The organism is Clostridium sp. CTA-6 (assembly GCF_054768115.1).
Genome location: NZ_BAAAAU010000001.1, coordinates 162,606 through 177,398, shown reverse-complemented (window position 1 = coordinate 177,398; position 14,793 = coordinate 162,606). Strand labels below are relative to the sequence as shown.

At 28.7% G+C, this 14,793-nt stretch carries 15 protein-coding genes; all 15 read right to left on the bottom strand.

The genetic code is table 11. From position 1 onward, the window contains the following. Positions 1–102: 102 nt before the first annotated feature. The 15 genes from hisF to queC all read right to left on the bottom strand — a co-directional run bounded on the left by hisF (position 103) and on the right by queC (position 14,617). Entirely contained in the window at positions 103–864 is a 762-nt protein-coding gene (gene hisF / locus ACYUDJ_RS00800) for an imidazole glycerol phosphate synthase subunit HisF (RefSeq protein WP_003486334.1), read from the bottom strand. Positions 865–1,063: 199 nt separating this feature from the next. Next, positions 1,064–2,128: a histidinol-phosphate transaminase gene (gene hisC / locus ACYUDJ_RS00795; RefSeq protein ID WP_043031869.1), complete on the bottom strand. Its 1,065-nt coding sequence runs from the start codon at positions 2,126–2,128 to the stop codon at positions 1,064–1,066. Beyond that, positions 2,125–2,853, bottom strand: coding sequence for a 1-(5-phosphoribosyl)-5-[(5-phosphoribosylamino)methylideneamino]imidazole-4-carboxamide isomerase (hisA, locus tag ACYUDJ_RS00790; RefSeq protein ID WP_043031868.1), 729 nt, complete (start codon positions 2,851–2,853; stop codon positions 2,125–2,127). The genes hisC and hisA overlap by 4 nt, the downstream gene beginning before the upstream one ends. Further along, positions 2,850–3,455, bottom strand: coding sequence for an imidazole glycerol phosphate synthase subunit HisH (gene hisH, locus ACYUDJ_RS00785; RefSeq protein ID WP_043031867.1), 606 nt, complete (start codon positions 3,453–3,455; stop codon positions 2,850–2,852). Before hisH ends, hisA begins: the two co-directional genes overlap by 4 nt. Positions 3,456–3,582: 127 nt before the next feature. Continuing rightward, positions 3,583–4,173, bottom strand: coding sequence for an imidazoleglycerol-phosphate dehydratase HisB (gene hisB, locus ACYUDJ_RS00780; protein ID WP_003486342.1), 591 nt, complete (start codon positions 4,171–4,173; stop codon positions 3,583–3,585). 149 nt (positions 4,174–4,322) lie between these two features. Further along, positions 4,323–5,627 carry a histidinol dehydrogenase gene (hisD, locus tag ACYUDJ_RS00775; RefSeq protein ID WP_003486343.1) on the bottom strand — a complete coding sequence of 435 codons (1,305 nt, stop codon included), beginning with the start codon at positions 5,625–5,627 and terminating at the stop codon, positions 4,323–4,325. Positions 5,628–5,698: 71 nt separating this feature from the next. Next, positions 5,699–6,337, bottom strand: a complete 639-nt coding sequence (gene hisG / locus ACYUDJ_RS00770; RefSeq protein ID WP_042385125.1) for an ATP phosphoribosyltransferase — start codon at positions 6,335–6,337, stop codon at positions 5,699–5,701. A gap of 24 nt (positions 6,338–6,361) precedes the next feature. Beyond that, positions 6,362–7,630, bottom strand: coding sequence for an ATP phosphoribosyltransferase regulatory subunit (locus ACYUDJ_RS00765; RefSeq protein WP_003486345.1), 1,269 nt, complete (start codon positions 7,628–7,630; stop codon positions 6,362–6,364). Between the two features lie 454 nt (positions 7,631–8,084). Beyond that, the gene (gene rbsK / locus ACYUDJ_RS00760; protein WP_003486346.1) at positions 8,085–8,996 is read right to left on the bottom strand and encodes a ribokinase; all 912 of its coding nucleotides are present in this window, start codon (positions 8,994–8,996) and stop codon (positions 8,085–8,087) included. A 342-nt stretch (positions 8,997–9,338) separates the two neighbouring features. Further along, the gene (deoC, locus tag ACYUDJ_RS00755; RefSeq protein ID WP_003486347.1) at positions 9,339–9,977 is read right to left on the bottom strand and encodes a deoxyribose-phosphate aldolase; all 639 of its coding nucleotides are present in this window, start codon (positions 9,975–9,977) and stop codon (positions 9,339–9,341) included. Between the two features lie 299 nt (positions 9,978–10,276). Beyond that, on the bottom strand, positions 10,277–11,215 hold the full coding sequence (locus ACYUDJ_RS00750; RefSeq protein WP_003486349.1) for a sugar-binding transcriptional regulator: 939 nt from the start codon (positions 11,213–11,215) through the stop codon (positions 10,277–10,279). 21 nt (positions 11,216–11,236) lie between these two features. Then, positions 11,237–11,656, bottom strand: a complete 420-nt coding sequence (locus ACYUDJ_RS00745) for a hypothetical protein (protein WP_003486351.1) — start codon at positions 11,654–11,656, stop codon at positions 11,237–11,239. 322 nt (positions 11,657–11,978) lie between these two features. Beyond that, a complete protein-coding gene (locus ACYUDJ_RS00740; RefSeq protein ID WP_003486353.1) occupies positions 11,979–12,731 on the bottom strand; it encodes a DUF975 family protein in 753 nt (250 codons plus the stop codon). 168 nt (positions 12,732–12,899) lie between these two features. Next, positions 12,900–13,844 carry a methyl-accepting chemotaxis protein gene (locus ACYUDJ_RS00735; protein ID WP_003486355.1) on the bottom strand — a complete coding sequence of 315 codons (945 nt, stop codon included), beginning with the start codon at positions 13,842–13,844 and terminating at the stop codon, positions 12,900–12,902. A gap of 113 nt (positions 13,845–13,957) precedes the next feature. Further along, positions 13,958–14,617 (bottom strand): 7-cyano-7-deazaguanine synthase QueC, encoded by a 660-nt coding sequence (gene queC / locus ACYUDJ_RS00730; protein WP_043031866.1) that lies wholly within the window; start codon positions 14,615–14,617, stop codon positions 13,958–13,960. Positions 14,618–14,793 lie beyond the last annotated feature (176 nt).

Genomic DNA, 14,793 nt, shown 5'->3' with positions numbered 1-14,793 from the left:
AAAAATATGGAGATGAGAATTACAACATCTATTTGTAATCATTTATAATCTTTATATAGAATGAATTTCACCTATAAAATCTTAAAATTTAAATATATGAAACTAAAGTCTTACACTAAAGCCTTCTTCTTTTAAATAGTTTTTAACTTCCTTTATGCTTAATTCTTTAAAATGAAATAATGAAGCTGCTAATGCTGCATCTGCTGAACTTTTTTCAAAAATTTCTCCAAAATGTTTCAGTTTTCCGCATCCTCCTGAAGCAATTACAGGAATATTTACTGCCTTTGAAACTTCATTTGTAAACTCTAAATCGTAGCCTTCTTTTGTACCATCTGCATCCATACTTGTAAGTAGTATCTCACCGGCTCCCAATTTCTCAACCTTTCTTGCCCACTCTATAGCATCAAGGCCTGTATCTATTCTGCCTCCATTTATAAATACATTCCATCCATCCTTATCTTTTCGTTTTTTACCATCTATAGCCACTACAACACATTGTGATCCAAAACATTCTGCTGCCTTTTTTATAAGTTTAGGATTTCTTATAGCTGATGAATTAACTGATATTTTATCTGCCCCAGCTCTTAATATATCTCTAAAATCATTTATATTTTTAATTCCCCCTCCTACAGTAAGAGGGATAAATAGTTTCTCTGCTGTTTTTCTAATTACATCTATCATTGTAGCTCTTCCTTCATGAGTAGCTGATATATCTAAAAATACTATTTCATCTGCTCCTTCTTTGTTATAAAACTCTGCTATTTCTACAGGATCACCTACATCCTTTAGATTAACAAAATTAACGCCCTTTACAACTCTACCCATATCTACATCTAAGCATGGTATTATTCTTTTTGTAATCACATATAATCCTCCTTTTTAACATATTTTAAACCTTCTATTTTTTAATCATATATTCTTTTTTCATAATTTTATACTCCAATAATACTTTTACCCGATTTTTACTTACTATATTTTTAAACCTATTCTTTGTATCTATATTTTCTAAATATATAATGTTCTAATATATACTTTTCATATATATTTTTTATTTATATAGTAACTATAATTTATTTATAATCTCCTTTATTTTATCTATAAAAATCACCATTTCTTCTTTAGAACCTATACTAACTCTTAAATAATTACTTATTCTATCTTTGTTAAAATATCTAACAAGTACATTTTCATCCTTGAGCTTTACAAAAATATCCTTAGCTTCATATGTATCATGAGTAATAAATATAAAATTAGCTTTAGATGGTATTATTTTAAATCCTATTTTCCCCAATTCATTTATAGTCCAATTTCTTGTTTTTATTATTTTTGATGTACATTCCTTAAAATATTCTTCATCCTTCATGACCTCTATGGCTGCCAAAGCTGAAACTCTATCTATTGTATAGGAGTTAAAAGAGTTTTTTATTCTATCTAATCCATCTATAAGATGCCTTTGTCCTAAAGCAAATCCTACTCTCATTCCAGCTAAAGATCGAGATTTGGATAGAGTTTGTATTACTAAAACATTAGGATAATCCTTTATGAGGTTTACTGAAGACTCTCCTCCAAAATCAATATAAGCTTCATCAACTATAACTACCTTATTTACATTATCCTCTAAAATTTGTTTTATTGAATCTAAGGAAAGATACACCCCTGTTGGTGCATTAGGATTTGTTATAACAGCTCCTCCTCTTGCATTTTTAAAGTCATTAATATCTATAGAAAAATCTTCTCTAATTTTTGCTAACTTATAATCTAATTTATATAAATTTGCATAAACAGGATAAAAACTATAACTAATATCTGAAAAAACTACAGTTTCTTCTGGATTGAAAAAAGTTAAAAATGAAAGGGCTAAAACCTCATCAGAACCATTTCCTATAAAGACTTCTTCCTTACTTAAATTGTAGTAATTAGCTATAGTTTTTCTTAAGGCATCACAATTAGGATCTGGATATAATCTTAAATCATCCCTGGCAGCATTTTTTATAGCCTGCAATACCTTAGGTGAGGGAGGGTATGGATTTTCATTAGTGTTTAACTTTATAATTTTTTTATTTTTAGGTTGTTCTCCACATACATAGGGTTCTATATTTTTAGTTATATTGCTCCAATATTTGCTCATCTAGAACTCTCCTTGTTTATAATTTTAATAGCTTCATTCAAATCAATATTCCCTGAATATATAGCTTTACCTACAATAGCTCCATAAATATCCATTTCCTTTATAACCTTTAAATCTTCTATATCTTTAATACCTCCTGAAGCTATAATATTACAACTTACACTCTTATTTAGTTTTTTAAGCTGATTTAAATTAGGCCCCTTTAAAGTTCCATCTTTACTAATGTCCGTAAATATAATATTTCTAATCCCTATCCTTTCCATTTCCTTAGCAAAATCTATATAGTTTGTACTACTTATATTTAACCATCCATTTATAGCTACCTTTTCATTTTTAGCATCTATTCCTATGGCAATTTTTTTATCATATTTTTTCACAGCCTTTTCAACAAGTCCTCTATTATTTAATGCAGCTGTACCTAATATTACCCTTTCAATTCCTGCGTCTATAAGCATATCTATTGTATTTAAATTTCTTATTCCACCTCCAAGCTCTACAGGTATATTAATTGTTTTTATTATGGAAGAAATTATGGATAAATTTTTAATTTCTCCAGTAAGGGCTCCGTCTAAATCCACTATATGTATATATTCCGCTCCATTCTCTTTAAATTTTAGTGCTACCCCTATAGGGTCTTCTGCTACCACCTTTGAAGCTTTAAAATCTCCTTGATATAATCTAACACATTTACCCTCTTTTAAATCTATGGCAGGTAAAATTATCATTTTATCATCTCCCCGAAATTACTTAATATTTTAAGTCCTATATCCCCACTTTTTTCAGGATGAAACTGTATCCCATAAATATTATTTTTACTTACTATCCCCGGTACCTCTATTTCATATTGAGAATAGGCATTTAATATTCCTTCCTCTTCAATTTTTGCGTAATACGAGTGAACATAATACACATAACTGTCCTCCTTTATACCTTTAAGTATTGGAGAATCCTTACGAAAACTTAAACTATTCCAACCTATATGTGGTATTTTTAAATTCACTTTCATTTTTTCTATTTTCCCTTTTAAAAAACCTAATCCCCTACAGCTTTTAACCTCTTCACTTTCCTCAAATAAAAGCTGCATTCCAAGGCATATTCCAAGTAAAGGTTTATCCTTTCTTACTGCTTCCTTTAAAACTTTATCAATGCCATCTTTTCTAATGTTATTAATGGCATCTGGGAAAGCTCCCACCCCTGGTAATATTACTCCATCACTATTTAAAATTACTTCTCTATCTGATGTGATTACAGACTTTATCCCTAAAAAATTAAGTGCATTTTCTACACTTTTTAAATTTCCCATACCATAATCCACAATTGAAATCATCTATTTCCCCCCTATATTTCTTTTTTAATGCTATTAACTTTATAATATTCCCCATTACTCCTTGTAAAGTTTGTAATATTTAATAGTAAAAATAATTGTTTCTAAATATAATTCATATTTATTATTTCTATAGTGTACCTTTAGTAGACATAACCCCATTTATTTTTTCATCTCTATCTACAGCTTCCCTAAGAGCTCTACCTAAAGCTTTAAAAACCGCCTCTATCATATGATGATTATTTTTACCATATAGTACCCTAGCATGTAGAGTTATTTCAGCATTAAAAGCCAATGCTCTTAAAAATTCTTCCACTAATTCTGTATCCATTCCCCCTAATTTGTCTACAGTAAAGTTAAAATCACATACTATATATGGTCTTCCACTTATATCTATAGACACACTGGCTAAGGCTTCATCCATAGGAACAAAGCTAGTTCCATATCTTTTAATACCTTTTTTATCCCCTAAAGCTTCTCTAAAACTCTGACCTAAAACTATCCCTACATCTTCCACGGTATGATGAGAATCTACCTGTAAATCACCTTTTGCCTCTAGTTTTACATCAATAAGTCCATGCCTTGCCATAAGATTTAGCATATGATCAAAAAAACCTATGCCAGTTTTTATATCATATTTTCCTTCTCCATATAAATTAATTTCCGCCTTTACTTCTGTTTCTGAAGTTTTTCTATAAATCTTAGCTACACTTTCTTTCATAAATTTATCCTCTTTTCCATGGTGTATAAATTTTATTTAATAATTATAAACTGTTCCAATTGTATTTTTTATAAGAAACACATTAAACTACTATTTATTTAATAACCACCACTTATTAATCTTTGTTGATATTAAACCTAAACTTGAAGTTAAAAATTTTTGTTATCAAATCTTACTCTTATGGAATTTGCATGGGCAGTTAATCCCTCTGTTTCAGCCATGGTTACAGTAACATCCTTTACTTTTTCCAACGCCCTTTTGGTGTAATATGTGAAACTTGATTTCTTAATATAATCATCTACTGAAAGAGGTGAAAAAAATCTTGCACTTCCGCTAGTAGGCAATACATGATTTGGTCCTGCCATATAATCCCCTAATGGTTCTGGAGCATATTTACCTAAGAATACAGAACCTGCATTTTTAATTTGTCCTAAAATAGTGAAGGGGTCTTCTGTCATAACCTCTAAATGTTCTGGGGATATATCATTAGCAAGTTCTATAGCTTCTTCTAAATTATCTACTACAAAAATAGCACCAAAATCTTTAATAGATGTCCGTATTATTTCTTTCCTTGAAAGATTTTTTATCTGTATATTTAATTGGTCTTTTACCTTTTCAGCTAATCTCTCAGAGGTAGTAACTAACATTGAGGATGCCAATACATCATGCTCAGCTTGAGACATAAAATCTGCTGCTATAAATTTAGGATCAGAACTTTCATCTGCTATAATCAAGATTTCACTAGGTCCTGCTATCATATCTATATCCACAAAGCCATAAACACTTCTTTTTGCCATAGCCACATATATATTACCTGGACCTACTATTTTATCGACCTTTGGTATGATTTTTGTTCCATAAGCTAAAGCTCCTATTCCTTGTGCTCCTCCTGCTTTATATATTTCATCAACTCCAGCAATATTAGCAGCTACTAAAATATTAGGATTTACACTCCCATCCTTAGATGGAGGAGTTATCATAACTATTTTTTCTACTCCTGCTACTTTAGCTGGAAGGGTGTTCATTAATACTGAAGAAGGATAAGCTGCTGTTCCTCCTGGAACGTATATGCCTATAGTCTCTAAAGCTCTAATTTGCTGACCTAAAATTATTCCATCTTCCTTTGTTACCATCCATGATCTTTGTCTTTGCTTCTCATGATAAAACAATATATTTTCTTTAGCAATTTTTATAGCCTCTATAAATTTTTCATCAACTAATTCATAAGCCTTTTTTATTTCTCTTGGAGTAACCCTAATATTTTCTAAATTTATTTTTTTACTATCAAACTTATTAGTATATTCTATTAATGCTTTATCCCCATTTTCATTTATGTCCTCTAGTATTTTTTTTACAGAAATAATTACATCCTTTTGGACTTCCTTTGACCTACTTTTCAAAGTATTCATACACTGTTTTTTATTGTCTTCACTTATTTTAACTATATCTATCATTTTTTATCTTTAGTGAGAGTATATAACGATTACACCCTCCACTAATACCTCCCTTTCTTTTTTGTCCTTTCCTATTGTTTTATTACTTCACTTACATTTTCAATTATTTTTATAATTTCATCTTTTTTTGTTTTCATACTAGCTTTATTTACTATCATTCTTGCACTTATTTCACATATATCTTCCACAACTACTAAGCCGTTTTCTCTTAAAGTGTTTCCTGTTTCTACAATATCTACTATGGCATCTGCAAGTCCTACAATAGGTCCCAATTCTACGGAGCCTTCTATTTTAATTAATTCTACATCCATGCCCTTTTTTCTAAAATATTCCCTTGCTATGTTCGGATATTTAGTAGCTATTTTTTTCCTATTGTATCCTTCATCTAATTTAAAACTAGGCAATGCAGCTAAAGCAAATTTACACTTTCCTACATTCAAATCTAAAACTTCATAAAACTCCTTATTTGCTTCCATTAAAGTATCCTTTCCCACAATCCCCATATCCGCAGCACCATATTCTACATAGGTTTCTACATCTTTAGCTTTAACTAAAAAAAAATCTATATTATATTCTTCATTTTCACAATTTAAAATAAGTTTTCTTCCTTTATCCTCTAATTCTCTAGTATTAATATTAATAGTTTTAAATATTTCAATAGCTTCCTTTTCAAGTCTGCCTTTGGTTAATGCTATTTTTACCTTTTTCAATGTAATCACCTATCCCCTCACTAATTACAACATTAATAAATCTTCAATTTCATCTTTTTCTAAAAAAGCTATTTTATCTGATTTTAAATCCTTAACAAATAGTTTTTCTTCTCCTGTAAATCCTATAATAAAATCTATACCTTTCTTCTTTGAGTATATTAAAATTTCTTTATCATCATCTAAAGGACTTAATTCACATATAATTTTTTTCGTCTTTAGCTCTTCCATAAAATCATATGCTTTTCTTAAAAACTCATCTTTGTAAGATATTAAAACTTTCTTATCTTTATCTATAGATATTGTATTTTGTTTCTTTAAAGCAATCATTACATCATCTACATTAATGGCGAATCCTATAGCGGGGAGTTTCGCTCCAAAATGTTGAATTAAATTATCATATCTTCCTCCACTCAATATAGAGCCTCCTACTTCTTCTACATAACCTTTAAATATAACTCCTGTATAATAATCTATGTTTTGAACCATTCCAAGATCAATGGATATATATGATCCAAGTCCTATATATTCTATGGATTTATATATGTTATATATATCATTTAAAGATTTTAAAGCCTTTTCATTTTTAGTTAAACTCTTAGCCTTTTCTATAATTTCAATACCTCCAAATAATTTAGGCAAGTTCTCTATAATTTCAAAATCATTCTTTGAATACTTTGAAATTATTTCATCTAAAAATTTTTTAAGAGCTACATAATTTTTGTTTCTTATTATTTCTTTTAATTTTTTTAAATTTTCTTCCTTTATTCTCATATTCTCTGTTAGAGCTTCAAATAATCCAGCTTCTCCTAGTTCTATTTTGAAATTTCTAAGCCCCAAGCTTAAAAGAGCATGTATAGCTGTAACTATACTATCTACATCAGATTTTATTCCCTTAGTTCCAATTATTTCAATTCCTGATTGAGTTATTTCTCCTAGCTTCCCATTTAATTTTTCATTAACCCTAAATATATTTCCTGTATAGCAAAGTTTAAGCGGATATGTACAATCCTTCATTTTAGTACCTGTAATTCTCCCTATCGGAGTAGTCATATCTGGTCTTAAAACAAGAATTCTACCTAAATCATCAAAAAGTTTATACATTTTTTCTTGAGGTATAGCTTGAATATTAGAATTAAATACATCATAAAATTCTAATGTAGGAGATATTATTTCAGAGAATCCACTATATTTATAAATTTTTCTTAATTGATCCTCTATATTTAATTTTATATTGCTCTCTTCAAATAAAATATCTTTCATACCTTCCGGTATATACTTATTCCAATTTTCCATTCTATCCCCTCACTTTATTAGTTTATTAGTTTATCTGAGTAAAGTGATAAATTAAAAATATATTATCATTTCTTTTTACTACTGTCAATACAATTTTTTGCTTTTTCAAAGCCAACTGCTTTGAGAATCATAGATTCATATACAGAATCTTATACCCACAGTTTAATAAACTACAAATTCATCTCCTAGTCTTATAACTATAGAAACCATTCTTTTCTTTATTTATAAAAAAACTGGCTAACATTAAAATAGCTATCAATCAAACTATTTATACATTATTTTTTATAGATAAAACATTGTATTTTCACCAATTTTATTTTTTACAAATAAAAACGAAATTTCAATAAATATTTACTCTTATTTTCCACAAAATAGAAAACTCCTACACTAATGTATAGGAGTCTTTGTTTTTAAAAATATATTTTTCTACAGTAAAATTTCTCAAACCTAAAACTTACTTTAAAAATTCTTCAAACTCTTCTTTTGTAGGATAAGAAGTTTGAGTGCCATATCTTGTAACACTAAGGGCTGAATAAGCTGTTGCTTTTTCAAGAGCTAATAATATGTTTTCTGTAGCTACATAATAATGTGCAAAACATCCAATAAATCCATCACCAGCACCGGTGGTGTCTACAGCATCAACTTTACGTGCTTTTATAAAATGCTCTTCATCTTTATTAATCCATAGTAAACCTTTGCTACCCATTGTAACAATTACATTTTTAACCCCTTTATCCCCAATGAAATGAGCAGCTTCTTTTATATCTTCTATTGTGTCTACAGGTTTATTTGTTAAAATCTCTAATTCTGTTTCATTTGGCACAAAGAAATCGCATTTATAAACATAATCGAAATCAATTTCTTTTGTAGCAGGAGCAGGATTTAACAATACAGGAATATTATTTTTATTAGCAAAATCTATAGCATAATAAACAGTTTCTAATTCAATTTCCAATTGTAAAATAATTAAAGAACACTTTTTCAATTCTTCACTTGCATCATCTATATCTGTAGGAGATAAATTTTTATTGGCACCTTTAATAATTAAAATACTATTTTTAGATTCTCTATCAACAAAAATAGGTGCAACTCCACTAGCTTGATTTTTTTGAACAGTTACAAAATCTGTATTTACACCATTGCTTTTAAAATTTTTAATAGTGTTTTGTCCAAATAAATCATCTCCAACTTTACTTACCATCATAACATCTGATTTTAATCTTGCAGCTGTAACGGCCTGGTTTGCTCCCTTACCCCCACATCCCATTTTAAAATCTGGTGCTTCTAAAGTTTCACCTTCTTTAGGCATTCTATCAATATAACTTATTAAATCTACCATATTTGAACCAATAACTGCAATATCCATTTTTAAGCACTTCCTTTCAATATTTAATGCAGTACATCCTACATCTACTTATTTTAGTATTTACTTACTTTATATTGAAAGCTTGGAGTTCTATTTAAATAATCAGCTAGGCATCTCTTAATATCGTTCATACTCATTTAAATCTCCTCATTTATACGTTGCATTAAGCTATGTTTAGCTTTACGAAATACATAATAATAACTTACTTCTATAAAATATGAACTTAATAATTGTTTTTTAATATAAACTGATATGTAATTATATAAAATATAACTTTAGTTTTTTATCCTATAGATTGCTAATCTGTTATAAAAAACAAATTAACAATCTATAATATTATGTTTATTTTACAAGTTCTACTCCACAACTTGCACCGATTCTTGTGGCACCATTTTCAATCATGGCTTCCATTTCTTCTTTAGTATGGATTCCTCCAGAAGCTTTAACACCCATATCTTTACCAATTGTTTCTCTCATTAATTTAATATCTTCTGGTTTTGCTCCACCAGTTGAAAATCCAGTTGAAGTTTTTACATAATCTGCGCCTGCTTCTTTAGCTAAAGTACATGCTTTTACTTTTTCTTCTTCTGTTAATAAACATGTTTCTATAATTACTTTAACTAATTTATCCTTTGATGCTTCTACAATTTTTTTGATTTCTTCTTTTACATATTCATCATTTCTTGACTTAAGTTGTCCAACAGAAATAACCATATCTATTTCATCTGCACCATCTTCAATAGCAACTTTTGTTTCATACACTTTAGAAGCGGTGGAAGTTGCTCCAAGTGGAAATCCTACAACAGTACAAACCTTAACATCTGTATCTTTCAAATTTTTATGCGCAAGCTTAACCCAGCTAGGATTTACACAAACTGATGCAAAATCATAAGTTTTAGCTTCTTCAATAAGTTTTAAAATATCTTTTTCTGTTGCTTGCGGTTTTAATAGTGTGTGATCAATATACTTAGATAATTTCATAATTTATAGCCCCTCTCACTTTTTTTATTATTAAACATTAATTATCTTTTACTTTTGTTTCAAAATTATTTTGTGCTTCTTTGTATCCTCATAATAGCACTCATTAGAACAAAAGTAAATATTAGTTTTTTCTTTTGTTCTAATATTGTTTTAAAGTAAAAAAGCCCCCATAAATAATTACATGAGAGTTTTTTCATTTATAAAATTGCATTTTTAAGTTTGTTATTATTTTTGTTTTTGTAATGCCACTTTCAATCCTAAAAGAATAAATATAATGACTGTTATTCTTTGTTATATACTTATCTTCCAAGTAATAGTTTAGCGGTAAATTGATCTGTTACTAGTGTATTAGCTATTTTCGAACTTAATGCTACATGTAATGAATTAAGTTTTCTTTCTCCACCAGCAACTAAAATACTTCTTTCTTTTTTCTTTAATTCTTCTAAATTTATTCCTACTGTTCTACTATTTATTTTTTCATCACATATGTTACCATTCTTATCAATAAATCGTGAACATACATCTCCAACTGCATACTTCTGAATACGCTTTTTTTCTTCTTCATTAAAATAGCCTAATCTAAATAATAGAGCATCATCTTCAACTGCACCTGTAGAAAAAATAGCAATATTAGCTTGCTTCCCCATTTTCATTACTTCATTTATATGGCTGTCTTTTTCTATAATTTCTTTTAGTTCTGGTGTGTCAAATATAACAGGCAATGGCAACGCTCTTCCCTCAGCATAAAATGCCTTTGCAAATAATTCATTTATCTCTGAATCATATGTATTGCTACGAGTATGGCTTAGTCCACCTTTAAGTTGTACAATTTGAACATCTTTTAATTCTTTTTCCACTAACTGTGTGGCTACAGCATACATGGTTGTTCCCCAGCTTACTCCAATAATATCTCCATCTTTAACAATATCATGTAAATACTGCGCTGCCACGCGACCTATTTGATTTTTTATCTCATCCTCGTTATTTAATGGAGAATAAGCAATAGCGACTTCCTCTAAATCATACTTATTTTTTAAAGTTAAGGCTAAATCATCAGATATATCCATTGGATCATTAATTTTAATAGTAACGTAACCATTTTCCTTAGCATATTTTAAAAGTTTTGATACTGTAGGCCTAGAAATATTAAGTAAATTCGCAATTTCATGTTGACTATATTCGGATTGATAATATAATCTTGCAACATCTATACTTTGTCTGTCTTTATCTTTTAACATTGTTTAAATCTCCTCTTGTCATCACTGTTCCCCTAACTTCTTTTTTAAATCTAATATATATGTATTTTGCATTTTCTTTAAATCCATAAAAAAATAAGATAAAATCTTAATGATTGGATTTTTTATAAATATGTTTTCTACGAAAACTATCTTTGTTCCACCATTTTCTGTTTCTGAAAAATGTCCAGTCCAAAAACCAGTAAACATTTTATTTCCCATACTAAATTCATATTGGCTATACTCTTCCTTTTTAGTAATAAAAAATTTTGTGGCAATTCCATTAGGAGTATACTCAATAAATTCTTTTCCATCATTAATAATTTCAATTTTTTCAATATCGCTACGCCACTTATAGTCGTTATTATTAGTAACCACATTCCAAACAAATTTTATATCAGACTGAAGATGTGCTGTTACTTCTGCCGTTCTTGGTTTTCTCAAAATATTCAACTCCTAAATTTCAAATTTAGTCACATTAAAAAATAACAAAATAATATTTTTTCCTAAACTTTCCTAAACTTTCCTGAATTTTAATATTATTATATCATATTATTTTAAAATTAATCCTGATTTCTTACTACTTTGCTATCGATTTGACATGTTGTTACTGATTAAAAAAATTTATTTTTGCAATTCTAGATATATTAAGTACATTACTCTATATAAAAAAGACTAAGCCTATGCTGACTTAGTCCTATAAATTCTTTTTTTACTTATTATATACTTTAGACTTTCAATAGATTCTTAAGACTTTAATCCATCTTTAAATATTGTTGCCACAACTTACAATATTTAATTCTTTATAGGATGTTGATCCATTTTCTATTGCTTTTTTTCTAAGATCCAAATACAATTCAGCCTTTGTAGCATCAACATATGGATTCACAAATAATACACCTATTCCTAAAGCTAATGCGCCCACAATATACCAACCTATAAATGATAAATCAAGCACAAACATATCCCATTTCTCTCCATCTGTCATTTTATTACTTAACTGTATGGCTCTTTCAGCACCTATAGAAGGATTATCTGCCAATATATATGGTACCATGCTATATGCATAGGTCTTAACTATCCCTGGTATTACTAATAATAAAGTCCATAAAAATGTATAAATACTCCTTAATAACATTGTTACAAGCACTCCAAAATAGCTTCCTTCTTTAAAGCAATATCCAAGGTATCCCATATTAGTTTCCCCTTCTGCTGCTTTAATAAAGAATTTCCTTCCACCTACTTCAAGCATATATCCTACTACAACCCTTAAAATCAGCAAAATTATTGCTATAGATGCTAAAAACACTAACAGCTTTCCTGTCCAATTTACTAATCCTTCAAAGATTGTATTATCAAAGATAGCGTAGTCATCAGTAAATTTGTTAACATTTTTTTCTGCCTTTCCATAACTGTCTCCAGTTACAACACTTATAACTAAACTTACTAGAAAGGCTTTCCAGTAATTAAGCTTTAATATTCTTTTAGCTCTTTCTTTGATCTGCTCTCGTGTCCACATTTTATTGTTCTCCCTTATAAGTATTTATAATAAATTCCCAATATAATATTTATTCTATTTATAATATTTTAATTACCATATCCTTAATTCTCATATTACTTTTATAACCTTAAGTTATTATATATATTATTAAACTAATTCTAACTTGTGAAATGCATTTTCTTAATTTTATTTTACATATTGAGCTATATGATATACACTTTCCTCTAATTTCTTATCTACTTTATGAGCCTCATCTATATGATTTATAATTTGATCATTTGTTTCAGTAAGAATGTTGTCTACCTCATTTATTCCACTAAAAATTTTGGTTATATCTTCCTTCTGAGTATTAATTGTTTTAATTAGACTATCAGTGTCATCTTCAACCCTGTTAAATGAATCTAAAACTTCCTCTATTTTTTCAAGGGCTCCTTTAGAAGATTCTACACCTTCTGTAACTACTAATGTACTTTTTTCCACACTACTTAAAACATTTTTAGTCTGAGAATCTATGCCACTAATTAAATTAGTTATATTACTACTACTCTCTCCTGTCATTTCTGCTAATTTTCTAACTTCATCAGCAACTACCGCAAATCCTTTACCCTGTTCTCCTGCACGAGCTGCTTCTATAGCGGCATTAAGAGCAAGAAGATTTGTTTTTGAAGCTATTCCACTTATTAATTGAGCTATTTCTCCAATTTCTTTTAGTTTTTCACCCAAAGCATTAATATTTTCATATGTATCCTTTGTTTCTATATCAAGATTCTCAATTACTTTAACCATGCCCTCAATTGATTTTTTACCTTCTAAGGATTTGCTTACAGTATCTTTTGTAATCTCCAACAAGCTTTCTCCTTGACTAAAAAGCTTATCTGTTGATTCATTAGTCCTCTCGGTTAAATTTGATACTGTTGCCATATGGTTTTCAATCTGCTTTGCTAATTTTTCAAGTACCTCATGTTCACCATTAACTTTATTATGCTGCTGTATTATTCCCTCTATTTGTACAGTCATTTCCTTTAGAAATTCCATAGTATCTGTGGTTTCAACTTCATGTTTTTCTTCAATAATAACTTCCTGGTCAATGGTATCATTTTTACTATTTTTTTTACCAAAAATATTTATCATAATATATTCCTCCTAGTATTCCATACTTTCAATAATAAATTATCGAAAAAATTTATAAAAACTAAACATAAAATATAAAAGGAGGTATTCGACAAACAATACATATAAAATTATTATTTTAAATACTCCTTTTCAAATTCTAAATATCCCTTTTTTCTCAATTTACAAGCTGGACATTCTCCACATCCATCTGCTTTTATTCCATTGTAGCATGTTAAGGTTTCTTCTTTAACTATATCAAGAACTCCTAAATCATAGGCCATTTTCCAAGTTTCCGCTTTATTAATCCACATTAGTGGTGTAAGTATTTCAAATTCATAATCCATAGCTAAGTTTAATGTAACATTTAAGGATTTTACGAACACATCTCTACAATCTGGATATCCGCTAAAATCACTTTGTGATACACCAGTTATGATAGCATTTATTCCTCTTTGTTTTGCAAATACTGCAACAAAACTCAAAAATAATAAATTTCTTCCATCTACAAAGGAATTAGGTACTCCTTCTTTTGGTGCACTTTTATCAACAGTTATATCCTGCCTTGTTAGTGAATTTGGTGCTAATTGATTTAGTAAGTTCAAGTCTAAGATTTTATGTTCAATATTATGTTTTTTACATATATCCTTTGCAAATTCTAACTCTAACTTATGCTTTTGATTATAATCAAAGGATACTGCTATAACTTCTTTATACTTTTTCTTTGCCCAAAACAAACAGGTTGTACTATCTTGTCCACCACTAAATACTACTATTGCTTTTTCCTTATTCATTTACTACACATCCCTCTATTATTTTATTATCATCTTAAAATCCACAAAAATCTTTGTTATAGTTATGCCTTTTAATACACTTCCTTTATATAAAATATTCCACCCTATGCAAGGTTTTTCAGCCTTGTACGAATCTAATATATTTATATTAATAAAACTCTATCCAAAACTAAAAA

Excerpts from the sequence above, each read along its gene's own strand:
- hisC (WP_043031869.1), bottom strand. The coding sequence starts at position 2,128 with ATGAGCAAATATTGGAGCAATATAACTAAAAATATAGAACCCTATGTA.
- queC (WP_043031866.1), bottom strand. The coding sequence starts at position 14,617 with ATGAATAAGGAAAAAGCAATAGTAGTATTTAGTGGTGGACAAGATAGT.
- hisD (WP_003486343.1), bottom strand. The coding sequence starts at position 5,627 with ATGATAGATATAGTTAAAATAAGTGAAGACAATAAAAAACAGTGTATG.
- ACYUDJ_RS00740 (WP_003486353.1), bottom strand. The coding sequence starts at position 12,731 with ATGTGGACACGAGAGCAGATCAAAGAAAGAGCTAAAAGAATATTAAAG.
- ACYUDJ_RS00765 (WP_003486345.1), bottom strand. The coding sequence starts at position 7,630 with ATGGAAAATTGGAATAAGTATATACCGGAAGGTATGAAAGATATTTTA.
- deoC (WP_003486347.1), bottom strand. The coding sequence starts at position 9,977 with ATGAAATTATCTAAGTATATTGATCACACACTATTAAAACCGCAAGCA.
- hisH (WP_043031867.1), bottom strand. The coding sequence starts at position 3,455 with ATGATTTCAATTGTGGATTATGGTATGGGAAATTTAAAAAGTGTAGAA.
- hisA (WP_043031868.1), bottom strand. The coding sequence starts at position 2,853 with ATGATAATTTTACCTGCCATAGATTTAAAAGAGGGTAAATGTGTTAGA.
- ACYUDJ_RS00750 (WP_003486349.1), bottom strand. The coding sequence starts at position 11,215 with ATGTTAAAAGATAAAGACAGACAAAGTATAGATGTTGCAAGATTATAT.
- rbsK (WP_003486346.1), bottom strand. The coding sequence starts at position 8,996 with ATGGATATTGCAGTTATTGGTTCAAATATGGTAGATTTAATAAGTTAT.
- ACYUDJ_RS00735 (WP_003486355.1), bottom strand. The coding sequence starts at position 13,844 with ATGATAAATATTTTTGGTAAAAAAAATAGTAAAAATGATACCATTGAC.
- hisB (WP_003486342.1), bottom strand. The coding sequence starts at position 4,173 with ATGAAAGAAAGTGTAGCTAAGATTTATAGAAAAACTTCAGAAACAGAA.